General features: G+C 49.7%; 19 protein-coding genes and 1 tRNA gene. 12 read left to right on the plus strand and 8 right to left on the minus strand.

What is annotated here, in order from left to right:
• Positions 1-9: 9 nt before the first annotated feature.
• Both N3Z11_RS02735 and N3Z11_RS02740 read right to left on the minus strand, forming a co-directional pair.
• Entirely contained in the window at positions 10-3,171 is a 3,162-nt protein-coding gene (locus tag N3Z11_RS02735) for an efflux RND transporter permease subunit (protein WP_260655604.1), read from the minus strand.
• Positions 3,168-4,373, minus strand: a complete 1,206-nt coding sequence (locus N3Z11_RS02740) for an efflux RND transporter periplasmic adaptor subunit (RefSeq protein ID WP_260655605.1) — start codon at positions 4,371-4,373, stop codon at positions 3,168-3,170. Before N3Z11_RS02740 ends, N3Z11_RS02735 begins: the two co-directional genes overlap by 4 nt.
• 303 nt (positions 4,374-4,676) lie before the next feature.
• Between N3Z11_RS02740 and N3Z11_RS02745 the strand changes: the two genes are divergently transcribed.
• Entirely contained in the window at positions 4,677-5,666 is a 990-nt protein-coding gene (locus tag N3Z11_RS02745; RefSeq protein WP_260655606.1) for a hypothetical protein, read from the plus strand.
• A gap of 284 nt (positions 5,667-5,950) precedes the next feature.
• Here the strand turns inward: N3Z11_RS02745 and N3Z11_RS02750 are convergent.
• The 5 genes from N3Z11_RS02750 to rpsU all read right to left on the minus strand — a co-directional run bounded on the left by N3Z11_RS02750 (position 5,951) and on the right by rpsU (position 10,775).
• Positions 5,951-6,027, minus strand: a tRNA-Ile gene (locus N3Z11_RS02750).
• A gap of 296 nt (positions 6,028-6,323) precedes the next feature.
• Positions 6,324-8,171, minus strand: coding sequence for an RNA polymerase sigma factor RpoD (rpoD, locus tag N3Z11_RS02755; protein ID WP_260655607.1), 1,848 nt, complete (start codon positions 8,169-8,171; stop codon positions 6,324-6,326).
• Between the two features lie 103 nt (positions 8,172-8,274).
• On the minus strand, positions 8,275-10,002 hold the full coding sequence (dnaG, locus tag N3Z11_RS02760) for a DNA primase (RefSeq protein WP_260655608.1): 1,728 nt from the start codon (positions 10,000-10,002) through the stop codon (positions 8,275-8,277).
• Between the two features lie 98 nt (positions 10,003-10,100).
• Complete coding sequence (locus N3Z11_RS02765) at positions 10,101-10,544, minus strand: GatB/YqeY domain-containing protein (RefSeq protein WP_260655609.1); 444 nt, start codon at positions 10,542-10,544, stop codon at positions 10,101-10,103.
• A 15-nt stretch (positions 10,545-10,559) separates the two neighbouring features.
• Positions 10,560-10,775: a 30S ribosomal protein S21 gene (gene rpsU / locus N3Z11_RS02770; protein ID WP_031567241.1), complete on the minus strand. Its 216-nt coding sequence runs from the start codon at positions 10,773-10,775 to the stop codon at positions 10,560-10,562.
• 184 nt (positions 10,776-10,959) lie between these two features.
• Between rpsU and tsaD the strand changes: the two genes are divergently transcribed.
• From tsaD to speD, 9 genes are all read left to right on the plus strand, one after another.
• Positions 10,960-11,973: a tRNA (adenosine(37)-N6)-threonylcarbamoyltransferase complex transferase subunit TsaD gene (gene tsaD / locus N3Z11_RS02775; protein ID WP_260655610.1), complete on the plus strand. Its 1,014-nt coding sequence runs from the start codon at positions 10,960-10,962 to the stop codon at positions 11,971-11,973.
• 27 nt (positions 11,974-12,000) lie between these two features.
• The gene (locus N3Z11_RS02780; RefSeq protein WP_260655611.1) at positions 12,001-12,588 is read left to right on the plus strand and encodes an anthranilate synthase component II; all 588 of its coding nucleotides are present in this window, start codon (positions 12,001-12,003) and stop codon (positions 12,586-12,588) included.
• A gap of 74 nt (positions 12,589-12,662) precedes the next feature.
• Positions 12,663-13,781 (plus strand): HDOD domain-containing protein, encoded by a 1,119-nt coding sequence (locus N3Z11_RS02785; protein WP_260655612.1) that lies wholly within the window; start codon positions 12,663-12,665, stop codon positions 13,779-13,781.
• A gap of 310 nt (positions 13,782-14,091) precedes the next feature.
• Positions 14,092-15,309 carry an aspartate aminotransferase family protein gene (locus tag N3Z11_RS02790; RefSeq protein WP_260655613.1) on the plus strand — a complete coding sequence of 406 codons (1,218 nt, stop codon included), beginning with the start codon at positions 14,092-14,094 and terminating at the stop codon, positions 15,307-15,309.
• A gap of 195 nt (positions 15,310-15,504) precedes the next feature.
• A complete protein-coding gene (astA, locus tag N3Z11_RS02795; protein ID WP_260655614.1) occupies positions 15,505-16,521 on the plus strand; it encodes an arginine N-succinyltransferase in 1,017 nt (338 codons plus the stop codon).
• Between the two features lie 27 nt (positions 16,522-16,548).
• Positions 16,549-18,012, plus strand: coding sequence for a succinylglutamate-semialdehyde dehydrogenase (gene astD / locus N3Z11_RS02800; protein ID WP_260655615.1), 1,464 nt, complete (start codon positions 16,549-16,551; stop codon positions 18,010-18,012).
• 191 nt (positions 18,013-18,203) lie between these two features.
• Positions 18,204-18,554, plus strand: coding sequence for a DUF3802 family protein (locus N3Z11_RS02805; RefSeq protein ID WP_260655616.1), 351 nt, complete (start codon positions 18,204-18,206; stop codon positions 18,552-18,554).
• 82 nt (positions 18,555-18,636) lie between these two features.
• The gene (locus N3Z11_RS02810) at positions 18,637-19,080 is read left to right on the plus strand and encodes an OsmC family protein (RefSeq protein ID WP_260655617.1); all 444 of its coding nucleotides are present in this window, start codon (positions 18,637-18,639) and stop codon (positions 19,078-19,080) included.
• A 59-nt stretch (positions 19,081-19,139) separates the two neighbouring features.
• Positions 19,140-19,958, plus strand: a complete 819-nt coding sequence (gene speD, locus N3Z11_RS02815; protein ID WP_260655618.1) for an adenosylmethionine decarboxylase — start codon at positions 19,140-19,142, stop codon at positions 19,956-19,958.
• A gap of 74 nt (positions 19,959-20,032) precedes the next feature.
• Here the strand turns inward: speD and N3Z11_RS02820 are convergent, their stop codons facing one another.
• Entirely contained in the window at positions 20,033-20,926 is an 894-nt protein-coding gene (locus N3Z11_RS02820) for a phosphoribulokinase (protein WP_260655619.1), read from the minus strand.
• Positions 20,927-21,041: 115 nt separating this feature from the next.
• On the opposite strand from N3Z11_RS02820, the gene N3Z11_RS02825 reads away from it, so the two are divergent.
• Together N3Z11_RS02825 and N3Z11_RS02830 are read left to right on the plus strand one after the other, a co-directional pair.
• Entirely contained in the window at positions 21,042-21,938 is an 897-nt protein-coding gene (locus N3Z11_RS02825) for a TolB family protein (RefSeq protein ID WP_260655620.1), read from the plus strand.
• Positions 21,935-22,330, plus strand: a complete 396-nt coding sequence (locus N3Z11_RS02830) for an MAPEG family protein (RefSeq protein WP_260655621.1) — start codon at positions 21,935-21,937, stop codon at positions 22,328-22,330. The genes N3Z11_RS02825 and N3Z11_RS02830 overlap by 4 nt, the downstream gene beginning before the upstream one ends.
• Positions 22,331-22,366: the final 36 nt, after the last annotated feature.

The raw sequence follows: 22,366 nt of genomic DNA on the forward strand, positions 1-22,366 counted from the left end.
ACAAGTTTATCAGGCTTTGACGGCAGTTTCTGCAGCTGTCGTTGCCTGTAGCTGCTGTTGAGCCGGTGCAGCAATTTGCGGGAACACTCTGCCAATTAACACATAAAACAGCGGCACAAACAGCACAGCCAGAATGGCGGAGGCCAACATACCGCCAATGACGCTGCTGCCGAGCGCATTTTGGGCACCTGAGCCTGCGCTGGACGCTGTTGCCAGCGGCAGTACGCCAAAAATAAAAGCAAAAGACGTCATCAGAATGGGCCGCAGCCGCAAGCGCACAGCAGCAATAGCGGCGTCACTTAAAGACATGCCTTGCTGCAAAGCACCTTTGGCGAACTCAACTATTAAAATGGCGTTTTTAGCGGCCAAACCCATAGTGGTTAATAAACCCACCTGGAAATAAATGTCGTTGGACAGCTTCAGCAGCGTTGAAGCCAGTAGGGCACCAAAAATACCCAGCGGAACCACCGCCATCACTGCGGCCGGAATAGACCAGCTTTCATACAGCGCAGCCAGACACAAAAACACCACCAGTAAACTCAGGGCATAAAGCATAGGCGCCTGATCGCCGGTCATCCGCTCCTGATAAGACATGCCGGTCCATTCAAAACCAATACCGGGCGGCAGTTTGGCCACTAACTCTTCCATCGCCAGCATGGCTTCGCCGGTACTGAAACCCGGGCCAGCCATGCCCTGAATTTCCATCGAAGGCATACCGTTATAACGCTCAAGGCGTGGCGAGCCATAACTCCAGTAGGCACTGGCAAAAGAGGTAAAAGGCACCATCTCGTTGTTGTGATTACGTACATACCATTTGGCTAAATCTTCCGGCACCATGCGGGCTTTGGCATCTCCTTGTACAAACACCTTTTTCACCCGGCCTTTGTCAATAAAATCATTGACATAACTGGCGCCCCAGCCGGTTTGAATGGTTTGGTTAATATCGGCCTGACTCACACCCAAAGCGCCGGCTTTGGCGAGGTTAATATCCAGTTTCAGCTCTGGTGTGTCTTCCTGACCATTAGGCCGCACGGCCATCAGGCGTTTATCCTGTGCCGCCATGCCAAGCAGTTGATTACGGGCAGCCAATAAACCTTCGTGGCCTAAGTTGGCTCTGTCTTGCAAATGCAGGTTAAAACCATTGGCGGTGCCAAGCTCCACTACGGCTGGCGGGGCAAAAGCAAACACCATGGCGTCTTTGATCTGGCTAAAAGCGCCCATGGCTTTGCCGCTAACGGCTTTCACCGAGAGGTCAGGGCGCTGACGCTCGTCCCAGTGTTTTAAATTGACAAAACCAATGGCGGCGTTTTGGCCACGACCGGCAAAACTAAAACCACTGACCGAAAACACTGACTTTACGGCTTCTTTTTGCTCAACCAAAAAGTGTTGTTCTACCTGCTTCACCACTTCCAGTGTGCGCTCACTGGTGGCACCGGCCGGCAGTACAATCTGGTTAAACAAAATGCCCTGGTCTTCATCCGGTAAAAAGGCCGAAGGTAAGCGCAGCATCAACAGCGCCATGCCGCCGACAATCAGGCCATACAGCAATAAATAGCGTTTTGGCTGGTTGATCATGCGCCGGGCTATGGATTGGGTGCCGTTATTGGTGGCATCAAAACCGCGGTTAAAACCAGAGAAGAACTTACCCAGCCAGCCGCCGCCACTGTGGCCGGACGGCTTGAGCATAGTGGCGCAAAGGGCCGGTGTTAACACCAAAGCCACCAATACCGACAGCGCCATGGCCGAGACCAGCGTGATGGAGAACTGGCGGTAAATCACGCCGGTCGAACCACCAAAAAAGGCCATAGGCACAAAAACTGCCGACAGCACCAGCGCAATACCCACCAGGGCGCCGGTAATTTCATCCATTGATTTGCGGGTGGCTTCGCGCGGTGACAAACCTTGTTCTGTCATCACCCGTTCGACGTTTTCCACCACCACTATGGCGTCATCGACCAGTAAACCTATCGCCAGCACCATGGCAAACATCGTCAGGGTGTTAATGGAATAACCAAAAGCCGACAACACGGCAAAGGTGCCGAGCAATACCACAGGTACAGCAATAGTAGGAATTAACGTAGCGCGAAAGTTTTGTAAAAACAGGTACATCACTAAAAACACCAGCACGACGGCTTCAATTAAGGTGTGCACTACTTTTTCAATGGAGATTTTGACAAAAGGTGTGGTGTCAAAAGGCACCACCGCCTGTAATCCGGCCGGAAAATACGGCTGCATATTGGCAATAGCCGCTTTAACGCCGTCGGCGGTATCCAGTGCGTTAGCGCCGCTGGCCAGTTTAACGCCTAAACCAATGGCCGGTTTACCGTTATAACGGGCTGACACTTCATAAGTCTCACCACCCAGTTCAATCCGGGCCACATCTGACAGTTTCACCGCTGAGCCGTCGGCATTAATGCGCAGCAAAATATTGCCAAATTGTTCAGTGCTTTGCAGCCGGCTTTGTGCAGTGACCGAAGCATTCAACTGCTGGCCTGCTACCGCAGGTAAACCACCAAGCTGGCCGGCTGAGACCTGGGCATTTTGTGCCAGAATAGCAGCGTTGATATCCGCCGGATTCAGTTTGTAGTTGGTGAGTTTGGCCGGGTCTAACCAAATGCGCATGGCATATTGGGTGCCGAACATCTGCACTTCGCCCACACCTTCCACCCTGGCGATAATGTCCTGCACATTGGCCGACACATAGTCGCCAATGTCGATATTGTTCATGCTGCCATCTTCTGACACAAAACCCATCACCAGCAGGAAGTTACGGGCAGATTTTGCCACCTGCACGCCCTGACGCTGCACTTCCTGTGGCAATAATGGCGTAGCCAACGCCAGTTTGTTCTGCACCTGCACCTGCGCAATATCCGGGTTGGTATCGGCGCTGAAAGTCAGGGTTAAAGTAGCGGTACCGTTGGATTCACTGGTGGATGACATATACAACAAGCCATCCAGACCTTTCATTTTTTGCTCAATCACCTGAGTCACACTGTCTTCCAGTGTTTTAGCCGAAGCGCCGGGGTAACTGGCACTGATGCTGATGGCTGGCGGTGCAATTGAAGGGTATTGCGCTATCGGCAGCGCTTTAATGGCGAGCACACCGGCCAGCATAATGACAATGGCAATGACCCAGGCAAAAATGGGCCTGTCGATAAAAAAACGACTCATAAGCTGGCTCCGTTGTTGCTGTCCGCTGCTTTTACCGAAGGCTCTGTGGCAGCAGGCGCGGCATTAAAAGGCACGGCTTTTACCGGTGCACCTGGCCGTACTTTTTGCAGCCCTTCAACGATCAACTGGTCGCCAGCGGCTAAACCCTCTTCAATCAGCCATTTATCGCCGATGGTGCGGCTGGTTGTTAATACTCTGAGTTCAGCTTTGCTTTCGTTATTCACCACCAGCGCTGTGGCCTCACCTTTGGCATTGCGGCTGACGGCCCGTTGTGGTGCCAGAATAGCTGCTGTTTTAATGCCGCTATTAAGCGTTGCCCGCACATACATGCCGGGTAATAACAGCTGGTCCGGGTTGGCAAATTGGGCGCGCAGCACCACTGAGCCTGTGCTTTCATCCACGCTGACTTCGGAGAACTGCAGCTGGCCTTGCTGCGGATACAGGCTGCCGTCTTCCAGTTTTAAACTCACCTGGGTGCCGGCGGCATTAAGCTGACCGGCGGCCAGCGCTTGTTTGAGTTGCAGCAGCTCTTTACTCGATTGGGTAATTTCAACATAAACAGGATCAAGCGCCGTGATAGTCGCCAGTGCATCAGCCTGACCTGCGCTCACCAGCGCACCGGCGGTGACGGCAGATTTGCCAATACGGCCGCTGATAGGGGCCAGCACTTTGCTGTAGGTCAGCTGCAAACCGGCTTGTTCAACACTGGCTTTGGCGGCCAGTACATCGGCGGTAGCTTGCTGTTCAAGTGCAATCACTTCATCTGTGTCTTGTTGGCTGACCAGATTGTTTTTGCGCAAACTTTTAAAACGGCTGGCTTTGGCACTGGCCTGTAGCAGGTTGGCTTCAGCCTTGGCCAGCTGCGCTTTGGCACTATTGAGGCTGCTTTGATAAAGCGCCGGGTCAATCTGATACAAAGTGTCACCGGCTTTGACTTCAGCACCTTCGGTAAAGTTACGCGACAAGATAATACCGCTGACCTGAGGGCGGATTTGCGCTTGTGAAAATGCATGCACCCGTCCCGGTAATTCGGTATTTAAGCTGACAGCCTCTGGCTGCAGTGTGAGTACCGCCACTTCAACGGCGGCCTGAGGGTTTGGTGCGGCATGTTGTGGTGCCGGCTGACAGGCGCTCAGCAGCAGGGCGGCAGACAATAAAACCGGGGCAGGCAGGCCGCTGGCAAAGGCTAACAGGCGTTTCATGCAGAATCTCCAAAACTAGAATGAACGATCATTCTACACTTTAAAGCTGTGAAGCCGCAAGCCGGCAGCTGGCAATTGACCGGTTTCAGCTTGCTGTTGGTCGTGTCAAAAAAGCGCGTTTTTATCAGCACTGCCTGAGAAAGCTTGGTTTTTGCGTAAACGCAATAACAACATAGCTATATTCCGTCAGTGTGAAATGGGCTGTAACTCAATGCTGCAAAATGGAAATTTTTGGGCGCGGGCAGCGACTTTGTTATAGTGGTTTATCAGCAGTGGCTTTTGCCTTGGGAACAATCAATACGGATGAATATTCTGGGCATTTTTTCTGGTTTGTTGTTGATGAGCAGTGCCCTGGCTGGTGCGGCGCAGCAACACAACTCAGTTGTCGAAGCTTCGGCAAAGGACAAAGTCCGAACTGTGATTTATGGCAGCCCTTTACTGAGCGTTGAACAAACAGCCCAAATGTATCCTTTTAAATTGCTGCAGGCTGCACTTAAAGCCAGTGGCGGCAATTATCAGCTTAAACCGGCCAACCTCGATATGGTGCAGGGCAGGGTGCTCAAAGAAATTGAGCTTGGCAATGTTGATGTGTACTGGAGTATGACGTCGTTGGAGCGGGAGCAGCGGCTGTTACCGGTGCGCATTCCGCTGGATAAAGGCTTAAATGGCTGGCGTTTATTGTTATTGGCCGCTGATCAGGCTGATATTGCTGCTGGGGTTCACAGCTTAAAAGGGCTGAAGCGGTTGAGCTTTTTGCAGGGGCATGATTGGCCCGATACCGAAATTTTGCGTTTTAATCAGTTAAAGGTGCTGACAGCACCGCACCCGCAGCAGCTGTTTGATATGCTGGCGCGCCACAGAGCCAGTGCCTTTCCGCGCTCTGTCATTGAAATTGAACAGGAGCAACGGCACAACAGGCAAGGTTTTGTGGTCGAGCCAGATCTGGTGATCCATTACCCTTCCGCTGTGTATTTTTTTCTGAATAAAACCGAACTGCAACTGGCGGCTGATCTGGAGCGAGGTCTGCATATTTTGCGTAAAAACGGCCAGTTTGATTTGTTGTTTCAGCAGCGTTATGGCGCTGCTATCAAAAAAGCCAGGCTGGATCGGCGCCGCATTATCGAGCTGAAAAATCCGTTATTACCGCCCGACACGCCACTGGCAGATGGCAGTTTATGGTATCAGGTACCGCAGTCGCAGCCTGCTGCAGTACAGGCTCAGAGGGGCGATCCTGAGATGAACAAGCCCGGTGTGACGGAACCTGCAGCCATTTTGCCGGCAAAGCGCGAATAGCGGCTTATGGCTCAGCGCACAGTTCTTAATTTTGTCATCAAAACGCCATAAAAATGTCAGCATCAGGGGGCAGAATAAGCGCCAGTGCAGCGCGCTGTGCCGCTTCTGTATGTCCTGGATGATGTGTTCCTTTTTTAAGCTCCTGCAAAGGGGCTTTTTTTTTGCCTGCGAAATAGGCGTGAATTGCCGGCAGCTGTTTTTGTGGGGGTAGGGGCGCTGGCATGAGAAGATCATGTCAGTTTGCGCAGGAGCTATATCAGCGATAAAACCAGAAGGGCGTAAAATGGTGGCCCCACCTGGACTTGAACCAGGGACCTGCCGATTATGAGTCGGATGCTCTAACCAACTGAGCTATAGGGCCTTGTCTGAATGCAGCTACGAATGCGCCTGCAATAAAACGCAGGCAGTATAAGAAGATTTATGGTTGTTGTCACTTGCTGATCTGGGCTTTTGTATTTCAATTGCTTGTTTTTTAAACGTCTTCGCTTTCGGGTTATCAAAACAGCTACGGGCTGGCTGTCCTTTGAACGCTGACTTGTGTGGTCTTGGCGCGATGTTGCTTTAAGGTGCTAAGCCTCAAATAAAAAAGCGCCTTGCGGCGCTTTTTTATAATGTTTGTTGTGATAACTCACAACTAAAGCCTGTTAAGCCTTAGCTCTATTCGTCCAGGAAGCTTTTTAATACTTCTGAACGGGAAGGGTGGCGCAGTTTACGCAGCGCTTTGGCTTCGATCTGACGGATACGCTCACGCGTTACATCAAATTGCTTGCCCACTTCTTCCAGCGTATGGTCGGTATTCATATCAATACCAAAACGCATGCGCAGTACTTTGGCTTCGCGGGCGGTGAGGCCTGCCAGCACTTCGTTGGTGGCGGCTTTTAAGCTTTCCATCGTTGCTGAATCCAGTGGTGATTCTGAACCGCTGTCTTCGATAAAATCGCCCAGATGCGAATCTTCGTCGTCACCAATTGGAGTTTCCATCGAAATTGGCTCTTTGGCGATTTTCAGCACTTTACGGATCTTATCTTCCGGCATGCCCATACGCTCAGATAATTCTTCCGGCGACGGTTCACGACCCATCTCCTGCAGCATCTGCCGTGAAATACGGTTCAGCTTGTTGATGGTTTCAATCATATGCACCGGAATACGGATGGTGCGTGCCTGGTCGGCGATTGAACGGGTGATGGCCTGACGGATCCACCAGGTGGCGTAAGTGGAGAACTTATAACCACGACGGTATTCAAATTTATCTACAGCTTTCATCAAGCCGATGTTGCCTTCCTGAATTAAATCAAGGAATTGCAAACCACGGTTGGTGTACTTTTTCGCAATAGAAATAACCAGACGTAAGTTGGCTTCCACCATCTCTTTTTTCGCACGGCGGGCTTTGGCTTCGCCAATCGACATGCGACGGTTAATATCTTTGATTTTGAAAATGGACAGGCCAGTTTCTTCTTCAATTTTGCGTAACTTATCGGTTGAACGCACCAGCTCTTCGCGCATATCAGCCAGTTTGGCCGAATAAGGTTTGTTGCCGGCAATTTCAGCATCAATCCAGGCGCTGCTGTTTTCATTGCCGGTAAATGCCTTTAAGAAGTTTTTCTTTGGCATTTTGGCGTATTCAACACAGTGCTTCATCACAATACGTTCCTGGACGCGCACGCGGTCCATCATTTCACGCATGTTTTTGACCAGACGGTCAAATTGTTTTGGCACTAAACGGAAACAACGGAAAACTTCTGACAGTTTTTCAATTTCCGCTTTGGTGGTTGCGTGTTCACGGCCATTTTGTGTGATTGAATTGCGCGTGACTTCGTATTGGGTACGCAGTTCAGCAAACTTAATTTTGGCCAGTTCCGGATCCGGACCTGTGTCTGCTTCATCGTCACCGTCTTCTTCTTCGTCGTCACCGGACAAGTCAGCGTCTTCGTCCGCCAGCTCTTCTTCCGGCACGTCAGAACCGATATGAGTAGCAGTTGGTGCCATGTCGTCTACTTCGTTTGGATCAACAAAAGCAGAAACGATGTCACTTAAACGAATTTCTTCGGCTTCGAATTTATCCCACTGTTCCAGCAGGTAGGTGATGGCTTCCGGGTATTCAGCAACAGAAGTCTGAACCTGGTTAATGCCTTCTTCGATACGCTTGGCGATGTCAATTTCGCCTTCACGGGTCAGCAGTTCTACTGTACCCATTTCGCGCATATACATCCGGACCGGATCTGTAGTGCGGCCCAGTTCTTTGTCGACGCTAACCAACGCTTGTGCAGCTTCTTCCGCGGCGTCTTCATCCGGCGCAGCATCAGACATAATTAAATCGTCGGCATCTGGTGCTGTTTCAAACACCTGAATGCCCATGTCGTTAATCATGCGGATGATATCTTCGATCTGATCTGAGTCGATGATATCTTGTGGAAGGTGATCGTTTACTTCGGCAAAAGTTAAATAACCTTGCTCTTTACCTTTTAAGATAAGGAGTTTTAATTGCGACTGAGGATTATGCTCCATAGAGGCTGTTCTTCCACCCAAATATAGTTAAATTTCAAAAATGCGAATAAACGATTATAACAAAGCGCAGCTTTTCTAGCCAGCGAAGCGCGCTTATCCGCAGTTATTTGCTCTTAAATGCTTTTAACAGCATGACGTATTCGTGCTTCTCGGCCACCGTTAATTTGCTTAATTGGTCCTTGCGTTGTAAGGATTCAAGGCGCTGTTGCAAATATTGATCTTCGATTGAACGAAACGTATCTAAAAACTCCTGGGTTAGCTGTTCTTCGGCAACCTGATGGTCCCAAAGTGCCAGTTTGCTCAGAATGTTGTACTCAGGTAACTCACGCCAGTATTCCAGCAGCTGGGCTGTGGTTAACTGGGGTTTTTCCAATAAATGTTGTTGGATTGCCATTAATAATGGCATTCCCGGCATATTCGCCTGCGCCAGTTCAGGCGCCACCGGCATCACTTGTGCAAGCGACGGATACTGCAATAACAAAGCAATGGCACGGCGCATCGGCGTGATTTTGGTTTTTTGTACCACCACTGCTGCTTTACGGTTTTTGCCGCCAGTTATTGGTTGCTCCGTGCGTTTGCGCCCCACCAGATTTGCTAAGCGTTCCAGCAGGCTGTCACGGTAAAACTCGCTGGGGATCAGCGCTATCATGTCATTGGCTTTGGCCCAGAGTGCCGATTTACCTGCATCACTGTTAACATCCAGTTCCTGTAATAAATGCTCAAACAGGTAGTTACTGAGTGGCATTGCGTCGTTAAGCCTGGCCAAAAAGGCATCTTTGCCTTCTTTTTGTACCAGACTGTCCGGGTCTTCGCCGTCGGGCAAAAATACAAAATTCAGCTCAACACCGTCTTTTAAATTCGGCAGTGCACTTTGTAACGCACGCCAGGCGGCATCACGGCCCGCTCTGTCGCCGTCATAACAACAAATTACTTTGCTGCAGAATCTGAACATGGTTTGCATATGCTCAGAGGTGGTCGCAGTGCCAAGGCAAGCCACCGCAAAGTGGATGCCTTGTTCAGACAGCGCCACCACATCCATATAACCTTCCACCACCAGTAACTGCTCAAGCCGGTCCTGGTTTTGTCTGGCTTCATATAAACCGTAAAGTTCACGCCCTTTGTGAAACAGGCGGGTTTCCGGTGAGTTCAGATATTTTGGGGTGCCGTCACCTAATACCCGACCGCCAAATCCGATGACCCTGCCGCGTTTATCGCGGATCGGGAACATAATACGGTCGCGGAAAAAATCGTACTCGCGACCATTTTCGTTACGGTTGGTCAGCTTTAATTCAAACAACTGGTCGCGGTAATTTTTGCCTTGCCCCAGCTGTTTTAATAATAAGTCCCAGCTGTCCGGCGCATAACCAATACCATATTTATGGATAGTGGCTGCCGATAAACCCCGTTTAGCAATATAAGCTGCGGCCTGTGGGTGTAAATTCAGTTGCTGCTGATAAATATGTGCTGCTTTTTGCATCTGGCTGTAATCGTCGGCGCTGCCCTGAACATAGGTTTTGCCTTTAGAGCCTGCTTCACGCGGCACTTCCAGATGATGTATTTTGGCAAGCTCTTCAATAGCTTCAACAAATTCGAGCTGTTCAAAGGCCATCATAAAGCTGATGGCATTGCCGTGGGCACCACAACCAAAACAGTGATAAAACTGTTTTTCGGCACTCACAGTAAAAGAAGGTGATTTTTCGTTATGGAAAGGGCAACAAGCGGTATGGTTTTTACCGGCTTTTTTTAACGGCACCCGTAAATCTATTAATTCAACGATGTCGGTTCTTGCCAGCAAATCGTCGATAAAGGGCCTTGGGATTTGTCCTGCCACCTTTTTCCTTTTGCTAGAAAATGCTCATTTCAGAAAAAGACAAACCGTGCGCAAGGCACGGTGTGCAGTTTAACAGCGGTTACCGTTGTATCAGGCGGTTAGCTTAGCTTGCTTTTTACCAGACCGCTCAAAGCGCCCATATCGGTGCGACCCTGAACCTGTGGTTTCAGCCATGCCATCACTTTGGCCATGTCTTGCATTGAGCTGGCTCCTGTCGCGGCCACTGCCTGCGTCAGTAAATCATTCAGCTCAGCCTGAGTTAAGGCTTGCGGTAAAAACTGCTCAATAATCGCAATTTCAGCCAGCTCTGTTTCAGCGAGGTCTGCTCTGCCACCGGCAGTATATTGACTTGCTGACTCCTTGCGTTGTTTTGACATTTTAGTCAGAACAGCAAGAACGTTGGCATCATCAGGTACCATTTGCAGGTCAATCTGGCGTTGTTTCACTTCAGCCAGTGCCATACGGATGGTATTCAGACGCAATTTGTCTTTGGCACGCATTGCGTCTTTTTGTGCTTCCTGAAGTTGCTCTAACAGAGCCATCTGAGGAATCCGATCTTAGTAAAGCTTGATGCGACGTGCGTTTTCGCGAGAAAGCTTTTTCATGTGGCGCTTAACAGCAGCAGCTTTCTTACGCTTACGAACCCACGTTGGCTTCTCGAAAAATTCTTTGGCGCGTACGTCAGCTAATACACCAGCTTTTTCGCAAGAACGTTTGAAACGACGTAAAGCAACGTCAAATGGTTCGTTTTCTTTTACTTTCACTACAGGCATTAAAATCTCACCTCGGTTAATCTGGATACCGCGTTCTGGTCAGCGGCTAACCAATACGTTTAAATTTGGTGCGGCATTTTACTCAAAAGCCTGACCCAAAGTAAAGCAAATATATGCTTTGCTGGCTCTGATGACCAGATCCCGTTACAATCCGCGGCTTCGAGGTCAGTAATGGGGCAAAAAAATGCGGGTTCTTGGGATTGAAACTTCCTGTGACGAGACGGCTATTGCGGTTTATGACGGCAAGCAGGGCTTATTAAGTCATGTTTTGTACAGTCAGATTGCATTACATGCTCAATATGGTGGTGTGGTGCCTGAGCTGGCTTCCCGTGACCATATCCGCAAAACCTTACCGCTGATCCAGCAGGCGCTCAAAGAAGCAAACTGCACAGCCGACAGCATAGATGCCGTTGCTTACACCGCAGGCCCTGGCCTTGCCGGTGCTTTATTGGTGGGGGCCGCTATTGGACGCAGTCTGGCTTTTGCCTGGGGTAAACCTGCGCTGGCTGTGCATCATATGGAAGGGCATTTGTTAGCCCCTATGCTGGAAGCCAATGCGCCGGCCTTTCCTTTTATTGCGCTGTTAGTGTCCGGTGGTCATACCCAGTTAGTGAAAGTGGATGGCATTGGATTATACGAGTTACTGGGCGAGTCAGTGGATGATGCCGCCGGCGAAGCTTTTGATAAAACCGCCAAATTGATGGGGCTGGATTATCCGGGCGGACCTTTACTGGCCAAACTTGCAACACAAGGCGATGCCAAAAAATACAAGTTCCCACGCCCCATGACTGACAGACCAGGTTTGGATTTTAGCTTCAGTGGTTTAAAAACAGCTGCCGCCAATGTGATTGCCAGCGAAGGCAATAGTCCGCAGGTGCAGGCAGATATTGCCGCTTCATTTCAGCAGGCTGTGGTGGATACCCTGGTATTTAAATGCCGGCGGGCTTTACAGGAAACCGGCCTGAAGCGGCTGGTGGTGGCAGGCGGCGTCAGTGCCAATCAGTCGCTGCGTGAACAGCTGGAGCAGTTATTAAAAAGCCTCAAAGGTGAAGTTTATTATCCGCGCAAAGAATTTTGCACCGACAATGGTGCCATGATTGCCTATGCCGGTTATCAGCGTCTGAAGGCTGGACAGCAGCAGGATTTAACCATAGGCGTCACGCCGCGCTGGCCTATGACGCAACTGCCACCGCTTTAATACAGCAGGGCACAGAAGGGTTATCTGATGTTATTGATGATCGACAATTACGACTCTTTTACCTACAACCTGGTGCAGTATTTTGCAGAGCTTGGTCAGGACGTTGTAGTGCGGCGTAATGACGAGATTTCGCTGGCAGATATTGCGGCATTGGCCCCTGATTATCTGGTGATTTCACCTGGTCCCTGCACCCCGAATGAAGCCGGTATTTCGCTGGAAGCCATCCGGCGTTTTGCCGGTGAAATTCCAATCTTAGGGGTTTGTTTAGGTCATCAGGCGATAGCCCAGGCTTTTGGCGCTCAAGTAGTGCGGGCCCGTCAGGTGATGCATGGGAAAAACTCTTTGATTAAACACAATAACTTGTCGGTGTTTCAGGGATTAAACAACCCCTTGAGTGTCACCCGTTATCACTCTTTGGTGGTTGCTGCCGACACTTTATCTGATGAGTTTGTGCTGACGGCCTGGACTGAACTGGCTGATGGTGGCGTGGATGAAGTGATGGGCATGATGCACCGTACTTTGCCGCTCCATTCGGTGCAGTTTCACCCTGAGGCGATTTTAACTGAGCAGGGGCATCAGCTTTTGGCGAGTTTTCTGGCGATAACACGTCGTTAAACGACTCTTTGTTGACAGTATTTCCGGGGAATTGCACACTAATCCGCTATTAAATGAGAGAAAGCTAAAACAGCATGTCGATTGCAGTAGTGTTACAACAGCGTTTTTTTGATTGCATCCTTGAAGTGAGTCCGGATCAAGCCCGTATCGGTGTAAAACGTTCTTCGCAGCCAGCCGGTGCAGCCTCAGATAAAAGAACCTTATTGGCTGTTGAGCAACAAGCCATGCAAAGCCGTCAGGCCGGAGTGGTGGCCAAACAACAGTTTCTGGAATTTACCCAGGCGCATTTGCATGATCAGGTGGCGGAAGAGCTGTTTTTAAAACTCAGTAAGTTTGAAACAGTGTCCAATACAGTGTTTAACCTGGCCGATGGTTTTCCTGCTGTGCTGGATGCGCTGAGCGCCAAAGCGATAACACTGAGTCAGCTTGAAGCTTTAATCAATCCGGTGGATTGGCTGAAAGAAGATTTACTGAAACTGGCCAATCAGCCGCAATACCGCAAAAAAGTCGCCACTTCTTTTGTAAAAGAATTAAAAGTGGCCCTCGGTATGTTTGGTATTGAAAGCCTGAAACAAATTATTCCGCTGTTTGCTTTTAAACGTTGCCTGCCACACTCCACCGACCCTTTTACCCGTTTTAAAAGCAATATCTGGGAATACAGCATGGCGGTGGCGATGGCGGCAAAACGCCTGGCCGAAGAAAGTGGCGACAATGCTTTTGTCGCTTTTTGCACCGGTTTATTCCAGAGCCTGGGTTATCTGGTGGTCACCCGCACTTATCTGCGCACTTATGCCCAGGTAAAGCAGGATGCATTACTGAAAGCCAGAGATGCCCGCGACACTGAGCTGACCAACGCATTGGACAGCCTCAATGCCGATGCCAGTTTCCTGACCAGTTGTTTTGCTGAGTTTGCTGCTTTTATCAGTGCCGATTTAGTGTCGAAATGGCAGTTAAAACGGATGCCGCTGGGCCAGACTTTAGATCAGCTGGCAGAAGGTATTGGTTTTCAGGGCGCCGGGCCTTTGGCCAAACTGGTACAGCAGGCTGATTATTTTGCCCAGGCGCAGTGGCTGAAACGCAACCGCCAGTTGTCAGAAGCTGAGGATTTATTGTGGCGTCAACAAGTGCAACTGAGGCCTGAATATCTGGAAATTCTGCAAAATACCAGGCTGGATAAAATCAGCCTCGAATAAAAAACGAATTTTTTTTGCCATATTCATGCAACAGCATGAGCTTCGGGATCACCCCAGCTTGGCTGTTGCATGCTAACAAGGCTGCTGCAGCCAGCCGAGTTACTACTGCTGCTTAGTTATTCATCCGAACTGCAAATCTATCTGCAGCCCTTGATTTTCTTGGGTTTTGCGCTTTTTCATTCAAGACTTTCAAATTTTATTCTGTAATAATAATTGTCAATCTGAACAAAAAAACAGCGGCTGATGCAGCCTTTGCTGTGACTGTGCCGCGGCTTGCAGGCCCGGTTCAACCTTATCCCAGGAGAAGATGATGTCTGAAACATTTGCAGTGACCCGTGCTTTATTTGACGAAGTCATGGTACCCAATTATGCACCAGCCAATTTAATTCCGGTGCGTGGTCAGGGTTCAAGGGTCTGGGATCAACAGGACAAAGAGTATGTTGATTTTGCCGGTGGCATAGCGGTGAACTGTTTAGGCCATTGTCATCCGGCTTTAGTGAATGCACTGACCACTCAGGCCAATAAACTCTGGCATTTAAGTAATGTGATGACCAACGAGCCGGCGCTGCGTCTGGCGAAAAAACTGGTCGACAGCACCTTTGCTGAAAAAGTGTATTTTGCCAACTCAGGCGCAGAAGCCAACGAAGGTGCATTAAAACTGGCGCGCCGCTGGGCTTTGGATAACTTTGGCGAGCAAAAACAAGACATTATTTCTTTTGGTAAAAGTTTCCACGGCCGTACTTTTTTTACTGTGACAGTGGGTGGCCAGGCTGCTTATTCTGACGGTTTTGGCCCTAAGCCAGGCGCCGTTTATCATGCCGAATACAATAATCTGGACAGTTTAAAAGCACTGATTTCAGACAATACCTGCGCTGTGATCCTGGAACCTATTCAGGGTGAAGGCGGCATTATTCCGGCTACAGAGGAATTTATTAAAGGTGTGCGTGAGCTTTGCGACCAACACAAAGCGCTGCTGATTTTTGATGAAGTGCAAACCGGCGTGGGCCGTACCGGCCATTTATACGCTTATATGCAATATGGTGTCACGCCTGACATTCTGACCAGCGCCAAGTCATTGGGCGGCGGTTTCCCTATTGGCGCTATGCTGACCACCACAGCTATTGCCGCTCATTTAAAAGTAGGCACCCACGGCTCTACCTATGGTGGTAACCCGCTGGCTTGTGCCGTGGCCGAAGCTGCACTGGATACCATCAATACCCCCAAAGTGCTGGCAGATGTGCTGGCCAAAGAAAAGCTGTTCCGCCAGGAGCTTTCGCGTATTAATGCCAAATATGATGTGTTTACTGAAGTGCGGGGTCAGGGCATGTTGTTAGGTGCGGCGCTGAATGAAAAATTTAAAGGCCGCTCGCGCGACTTTTTACTGGCCAGCGCCGATCAGGGTTTATTTGTGCTGATGGCAGGTTATGACGTGGTGCGTTTTGCGCCAAGTCTGGTGATCCCGGATGCGGACATTATCGAAGGTATGGCGCGGTTTGAACGTGCTGTGGCCAAAGTAGTACAGGGTTAACCACAAAGGCGCTGCTGCGGCAGCGCCGGTCGGATTGTCAGCGCTACATTGCGCCGACGGTCTGAGCGAACCCGGCCAGTTGAACCGGGTCCAATGAGCAGCTGTGACAATAAGCCAATACAGGCGGCACAGTATGAATAAAGCAAAAAAAATGGCAGGACTGAAGCACCTGCCACCCAATTGGAGTAAGCGACGATGATGATTATTCGCCCAATCCGCGCTGCTGATTATCCTGCACTCTATGAGATGGCAGTCGAGTCCGGCCACGGTTTTACCTCTTTGCCGGTCAACGACGAATTGTTGCAGCGCAAAATTAACCGCTCTGAAGCCTCTTTTGCCAAAGAGATCCAAAAACCCGGTGACGAAGGTTATTTGTTTGTACTCGAAGACACCGATACCGGCCATATTTGTGGCACCAGCGCTATTGAAGCCGCGGTGGGTCTGGATGATGCGTTTTATCATTATCATCTGGGCAAAGTGGTGCATACCTCAAGGGCGCTGGGGGTTTACAACACTGTTGATATTCTGACTTTGTGTAACGACTACACAGGCGCTACCGAACTTTGCACCTTGTTCCTTAGGGAAAACCGCAGGTTAAAACACAATGGTAAGTTGTTGTCGCGGTTTCGCTTTTTATTTATGGCGGAATTTCGTGAACGTTTTGCCGACCGCGTTATTGCTGAAATGCGCGGCGTTTCTGATGAAAAAGGCAACTCACCGTTCTGGCAATGGCTGGAGGAGCACTTTTTTTCGGTGGATTTTCCAACGGCAGATTATCTGACCGGCATAGGGCAAAAAGTGTTTATTGCTGAACTGATGCCCAAGTATCCGATTTACGTCAGTTTGCTCAGTAAAGAAGCGCAGGCGGTGATTGGTCAGGTGCATGAAAAAACCAAACCGGCGTTAGCCTTGCTGCACTCTGAAGGGTTTTCCACCACAGGTTATGTCGATATTTTTGATGCCGGCCCTACAGTGGAAGCCAAGCTGGAGCATATCCGCACAGCGCGCAATAGCCGCAGGTTACAGGTGCGGGTCAAAGACGTCAGCGGTGGTCAGCCTTATCTGATTTGTAATACCGACCGGATGAATTTTCGTGCCGGTTGGGCGCATTTGCATGTCAGTGAAAGCAGTGACGAAGTGAATCTGCCGCTGGATATTGCCGCGGGTTTACAGGTGCAGGATGGCGACTGGGTGCGGTTAGCACGGTTATAAGCGCAAGCAACAATTGGAATTTTCAGCATGACAACACATTTTATTCATGGCCAGTGGCAACAGGGTCAGGGCCAGCTTTTTGTATCAATAGACCCGGCGAAAAACCGTGAAATCTGGCAAGGCCAGGCTGCAACCGAAGCTCAGGTCGACAGTGCTTTTCAGGCGGCTCGTGCTGCTTTTGAAGCCTGGGCCGATTTATCTTTTTCTGCGCGCTCTGATGTAGTGAAAAACTTTGCCGCTAAACTCACTGAGCATAAAGAAGCGCTGGCTTTAACTATTGCTGAAGAAACCGGCAAACCTCTGTGGGAAACCCGCACTGAAGTGGCCGCCATGATTGGCAAAATTGATATTTCCATTCGTGCTTATCAGGAGCGCACCGGCGAAAAAGAAAACCCAATGCCACAGGGCCGCGCTTTTATCCGGCATAAACCACATGGGGTGGTGGCGGTGTTTGGTCCTTATAACTTCCCTGGCCATTTACCCAATGGCCATATAGTGCCGGCTTTGTTGGCCGGTAACACTGTGGTGTTTAAGCCAAGTGAAATGACACCAAAAGTAGCAGAAGCCACAGTGAAGTTATGGCAGGAAGCGGGTTTACCTGCGGGTGTGCTGAATTTAGTGCAGGGCGAAGTGGCCACTGGTAAAGCCGTGGCGGCGCACTCTGAGCTGGATGGTTTGTTTTTTACCGGCAGCTCCCGCACCGGTCACTATTTACATCAGCAGTTTTCAGGGCGGCCGGATAAAATTCTGGCGCTGGAAATGGGCGGTAATAACCCACTGATAGTGCAGGACGTTGCCAATATTGATGCTGCAGTGCACGACATTATTCAGTCGGCTTTTATTTCGGCCGGTCAGCGTTGTACCTGTGCCCGCCGTTTGTATTTACCAATTGGCGCACAAGGCGATGCTATTCTGGCGCGTTTGCTGGAAGTGACCGGCAATCTGAAAGTTGGTTTGTATGATGCTGAAGAACAGCCTTTTATCGGCGCTATGATCTCCAACAAAGTGGCGCTTGGCATGCTGGCGGTGGAAAAACAGCTGGCAGAGCTTGGTGGCAAGGTGCTGTTGCCGATGCGGTTATTGGCAGAAGGTACCGGCTTGTTAACACCTGGCATTATTGAATGTACAAATGCAGCTGCTTTGCCGGATGAAGAGCATTTTGGTCCATTACTGAAGGTGTTCAGATTCAGTGATTTTGATGACGCCATTCGTCAGGCCAACAATACCAGTTTTGGCTTGTCGGCCGGTTTATTGTCGGATGATGAAGCCTTGTATCAGCGTTTTTTCCGCCGGATCAGAGCCGGTATTGTCAACTGGAACCGGCCTATTACCGGCGCCAGCTCGGCCGCGCCTTTTGGTGGTATAGGCGGCAGTGGTAACCACAGAGCCAGTGCTTATTATGCCGCTGATTATTGTGCTTATCCTGTGGCTTCGGTTGAGCTGAACCATCTGGAAATGCCGGCGCAGTTATCACCTGGTTTGCAGTTTTAACCAGGGCACTTTGTAGGTTCAAAGCAGGGGCACTTTAATGCCCCTGTTTTTTTATCTGGCGCTGCAGTGCTTTGCCGGCAAAGTGCAGCGGTGCTTAAGATAAAAATATTTTTGTTCAGTGCTTTACGCTGCTTCGCGTTCTGTGGCAGATTTGACTACTCTTTCACTACTTCGCTTTTTTGGTTAATAGCATGGTCACAGATAAACCCGGTTATGAACATCTGATCCAGTTTTTAACTGAACATTTAGCCTTGTTTGAAAAAGCCGGCACAGCGACCTCTGATGGTAAAACCCTGGGGGTCATTATTGAAGAGCGCATTGCCGAGCAAATTATTCAGCTTTGTACCCAGCACACTGAACTGGAAACTATCCACCGCAGTCAGATCATCCGTGAAGTCGATGGCATTATGTATGACTTCCAGGAAGTGCTGGCGTCGGTGTTAAACCGTCCTGCCACTGAAGAGCAGATTGAATTAATTAACGAAGTTGCGCTGCTGATTAAAAACCTGTTTGACAACGCTATTGCCCACCTGATGGATTAATCCGGCAAATCAGCCTGCATTGGCTGGCTTGCGCCGCCCACATTTTGTAGAATAACCGCCTGATTTTTGATGGAGCAACAAAATGGCAGGCGATAATCAATTACATGCAACGGTAAGCTGGGCTGGCGACAGTAATTTTATTGGCCGCTCCGGCACTGGCCATGCAGTGGTGTTTGATTCCAATAAAGATTCCGGCGTAGCGCCAACCCCAATGGAAATGTTGTTAATGTCGGCCGGCGCCTGTTCATCGGTGGATGTCGTCAGCATTTTGCAAAAAGCCAAACAGCAGGTGACGAACTGCCGTGTGGTACTGACCGGCGAGCGGGTTGATACTATTCCACGTGTGTTCAGCAAAATTCACCTGCATTTTGAAGTGACAGGTTTTGATGTCAGTGAAAAACACGTAGAGCGGGCTGTGAACCTGTCGGCAGAAAAATATTGTTCTGTGTCTATTATGCTGCAACAGGCGATGGAAGTGACCCATTCGTTCAGCGTCCACCCTTCTGAAGTTCAGCCGCAAAGCTGAGATAAGTTTGAATACACTATACTGCTGGTGCCTGACACCGGCAGTGGAGATTGAATACCGTGGTAAAACCTTTTGAAAAATTGAAGCTGCACGGCTTTAACAATTTAACCAAAAGCTTAAGTTTCAGCATTTATGATATTTGTTATGCCCCGACCGAACAGGACAGGCAGGAATATATTTCTTATATCGACGAGCAATATAACGCCGACCGTCTGACCGATATTTTGAGTGAAGTGGTGGACATTATTGGTGCCAATATTCTGAATGTAGCCCGTCAGGATTATGATCCACAGGGCGCCAGTGTGACCATTCTGGTGTGTGAAGAGCCGATTGATAAACCGGAAAACGCCAAAAACGACAACTCAGAGCAGCCGGGTCCATTACCGGAAGCTGTGGTGGCGCATCTGGATAAAAGCCATATTTGTGTGCACACCTATCCGGAGCATCACCCGCATGGCGGTATCTGTACTTTCCGCGCTGATATTGAAGTGTCGACCTGTGGGGTTATTTCCCCGCTCAAAGCGCTGAATTACCTGATTCACAGTTTTGAGTCGGACATTGTCACCATCGACTACCGGGTGCGTGGTTTTACCCGTGATGTGAATGGCGTGAAACACTATATTGACCATCCTATTCATTCGATTCAGAACTTTATGGATGCCAATACCAAAAATGCCTTCCAGATGGTGGATGTGAATGTGTATCAGGAAAACCTGTTCCACACCAAGATGATGCTCAAAGAGTTTGATTTAAATAATTATTTGTTTGGTGCCGGCATTGATTCGCTGAGCAGTGAAGAGCAAAAAGACATCAGTAAAAAAGTAAAACGCGAAATGCGGGAAATTTTTTATGGCCGTAACCTGCCCGATATGAACTGATTTGCTGAACATCTGTGACCAATAAAAAAACCGCTTGATGCGGTTTTTTTTTTTATACTTGTTTGGCTCAGAAGTTACTCCAGCCAGTTCACCTGGCCTCTGGCCTGACGGCGTTTAAGCATCAGTTCTTCAATCAGCGGCGTTAAAATCAGCTCCATCGCCAGACCCATTTTGCCACCCGGCACCACCAGTGTGTTGACCCGCGACATAAAAGAGCCGTTGATCATTTGCAGGTAATAAGGGAAATCCACATGTTTTATGCCACGAAAACGGATCACGACAAAACTTTCATCTAAAGACGGAATATCTTTGGCGCTGAACGGGTTAGAGGTGTCGACTGTCGGCACCCGCTGAAAGTTAATATGGGTGCGGGAAAACTGCGGTGTGATGTGGTTAATATAATCGTCCATGCTACGCACTATGCTGGCCATCACGGCCTCGCGTGAGTGACCGCGCTCTGAGGTGTCGCGGATAATTTTCTGGATCCACTCCAGGTTGACGATAGGCACCATGCCAATTAATAAATCCACATGCTGCGCCACATTGTGCTGTTCAGTGACCACACCACCATGTAAACCTTCATAAAACAATAAGTCGGTGTCCGGGCGTAAATCCTGCCAGGGCGTAAAAGTTCCGGGCAGCTGGTTGTAGGGCACGGCTTCATCAAAGGTGTGCAGATAACGCCGTACTTTGGCCATGCCATGTTCGGCATAACTGGCAAAACAGTTTTCCAGCGCTGCAAAGTCATTGGCTTCTGCGCCAAAATAGCTGATGTATTTGCCTTGCTCTCTGGCTTTGCGGATGGCAACGTCCATTTCCGGGCGGCTGAATTTATGAAAACAATCGCCTTCCACCATGGCAGCATCAATGCCTAAGCTTCTGAATATATGTGAAAAAGAATTAGTAGTGGTGCTGGTGCCTGCGCCACTGGAACCTGTGACGGCAATAATAGGATTGCGTTCTGACATAACTTCTCTGCCTCATTTGCCTTGGCCTTACCATAAAGGATAAAGTGAAAACTTCGCAACCGCTTTTGTCTTGCCAGGGCAAAGCTGCCGTATCACTTATAAAGGAAGGACCTTGATGGCTGTTCTTAAAAAGCTTTTGTTTATCAGTACGTTTTCTGCTGCCAGTCTGGTTCAGGCACAAACAACCAGCGCAGATTTCAGGCTTTATCTGGCGGAATTAAAGCCGCAGAGCATCAGCAATATCAAAGCAGTTCCTACAGCGGGTGGCTATCAGAATCAGCCGGCTTTTAGCGCCGATGGCCGCTTTTTATACTGGACCTCAGAGCAAAAAAACGCCGATACCAGTCAGATGGATATTGCCAGTCTGGAGCTTAGTAGCGGCAAAACCGGCCTGTACCGTGCCACAGCGCTCAGTGAGTTTTCACCAACAGCGCTGCCGGACGGCGCGTTGTCGGCTGTAGTGGTCGAAGCCGATGGCACACAGCGGTTATGGCGTATTCCGGCTCAGGGTGAAGCCAAAGCTTTGTTTTTGGAGCCAAGCGGGGTGGGTTACCACGCCTGGGGGCCGGCTGGTGATTTATTGTTATTTATTCTGGGCAAAGATGAAGCCGACCATCAGATTGCTTATCGCAGTAGCCAGGGTGAATTAACAACGCTGGCCAAAAATATTGGCCGGGCGCTGGCGTGGCGTCCTGGCAGCAAGGAAGGTTATTTTACTGAAAAACAGGGCGACCAATTAGCACTCAGCTGGTTTGACGCAGGCAGTAAAACCCTCAAATCCAAACAGTTATTGTTGCCTGAAACAGGGCAGGACCTGCGCTGGTTCAACACAAACACCTTGTTAGTGTCGGCAGGCAGCAACATTTATAGCTGGCAACCGGGCGCAAACAGCTGGCAAGTCTGGCTGGATTTAAGCAAAAGCTGCAACGGTAGTGTCAGCCGTTTTAGCATCAGCCCTAATCAGCAACAACTGGCCTTTGTCTGCCAGCCAAAAGTGGAGAGCGCAACATGAGCCTGTTGATTTGGGTGGCTTTTGCCTTGGTGCTGCTGACTTACCTGGCGCGTATTCCGGTTATTCAGGCACAAAAAAAATTAGGTGGTTATGACTATCATAATCCGCGCGCGCAGCAGGCCAAACTAGAAGGTTTGGGCCAGCGTGCCAATGCGGCGCATCACAATAGTTTTGAGGCGCTGCAGCTGTATCTGGCGGCTTTTATTGCTTGTGTCGCCAGTGGCAATAGTGATGTTTTAATGCAGCAGCTGGCGGTGTTTTATCTGATTTGCCGGGTGGCATTTGTGCTGTTGTATTGGCTGGATAAAGCGTATTTGCGTTCCGCTGTTTGGGTGCTTGGCTGTGTGGCCGTGTTAACCATGCTGGTGCGCGCCGCTTTAGCTGCGGCCTGAACGCGGCAACAAGCGCGGCAACACAATAACACTGGG

The sequence above is a fragment of the Rheinheimera sp. 4Y26 genome, assembly GCF_025245835.1.
Lineage (GTDB): Bacteria > Pseudomonadota > Gammaproteobacteria > Enterobacterales > Alteromonadaceae > Pararheinheimera.

Coding starts and splice junctions, on each gene's coding strand:
- rpsU (WP_031567241.1), bottom strand. CDS start 10,775: ATGCCTGTAGTGAAAGTAAAAGAAAACGAACCATTTGACGTTGCTTTA.
- N3Z11_RS02765 (WP_260655609.1), bottom strand. CDS start 10,544: ATGGCTCTGTTAGAGCAACTTCAGGAAGCACAAAAAGACGCAATGCGT.
- rpoD (WP_260655607.1), bottom strand. CDS start 8,171: ATGGAGCATAATCCTCAGTCGCAATTAAAACTCCTTATCTTAAAAGGT.
- astD (WP_260655615.1), top strand. CDS start 16,549: ATGACAACACATTTTATTCATGGCCAGTGGCAACAGGGTCAGGGCCAG.
- N3Z11_RS02820 (WP_260655619.1), bottom strand. CDS start 20,926: ATGTCAGAACGCAATCCTATTATTGCCGTCACAGGTTCCAGTGGCGCA.
- N3Z11_RS02745 (WP_260655606.1), top strand. CDS start 4,677: ATGAATATTCTGGGCATTTTTTCTGGTTTGTTGTTGATGAGCAGTGCC.
- N3Z11_RS02780 (WP_260655611.1), top strand. CDS start 12,001: ATGTTATTGATGATCGACAATTACGACTCTTTTACCTACAACCTGGTG.
- tsaD (WP_260655610.1), top strand. CDS start 10,960: ATGCGGGTTCTTGGGATTGAAACTTCCTGTGACGAGACGGCTATTGCG.
- N3Z11_RS02785 (WP_260655612.1), top strand. CDS start 12,663: ATGTCGATTGCAGTAGTGTTACAACAGCGTTTTTTTGATTGCATCCTT.
- N3Z11_RS02825 (WP_260655620.1), top strand. CDS start 21,042: ATGGCTGTTCTTAAAAAGCTTTTGTTTATCAGTACGTTTTCTGCTGCC.
- N3Z11_RS02810 (WP_260655617.1), top strand. CDS start 18,637: ATGGCAGGCGATAATCAATTACATGCAACGGTAAGCTGGGCTGGCGAC.
- N3Z11_RS02790 (WP_260655613.1), top strand. CDS start 14,092: ATGTCTGAAACATTTGCAGTGACCCGTGCTTTATTTGACGAAGTCATG.
- N3Z11_RS02805 (WP_260655616.1), top strand. CDS start 18,204: ATGGTCACAGATAAACCCGGTTATGAACATCTGATCCAGTTTTTAACT.
- N3Z11_RS02735 (WP_260655604.1), bottom strand. CDS start 3,171: ATGAGTCGTTTTTTTATCGACAGGCCCATTTTTGCCTGGGTCATTGCC.
- N3Z11_RS02830 (WP_260655621.1), top strand. CDS start 21,935: ATGAGCCTGTTGATTTGGGTGGCTTTTGCCTTGGTGCTGCTGACTTAC.
- N3Z11_RS02740 (WP_260655605.1), bottom strand. CDS start 4,373: ATGAAACGCCTGTTAGCCTTTGCCAGCGGCCTGCCTGCCCCGGTTTTA.
- astA (WP_260655614.1), top strand. CDS start 15,505: ATGATGATTATTCGCCCAATCCGCGCTGCTGATTATCCTGCACTCTAT.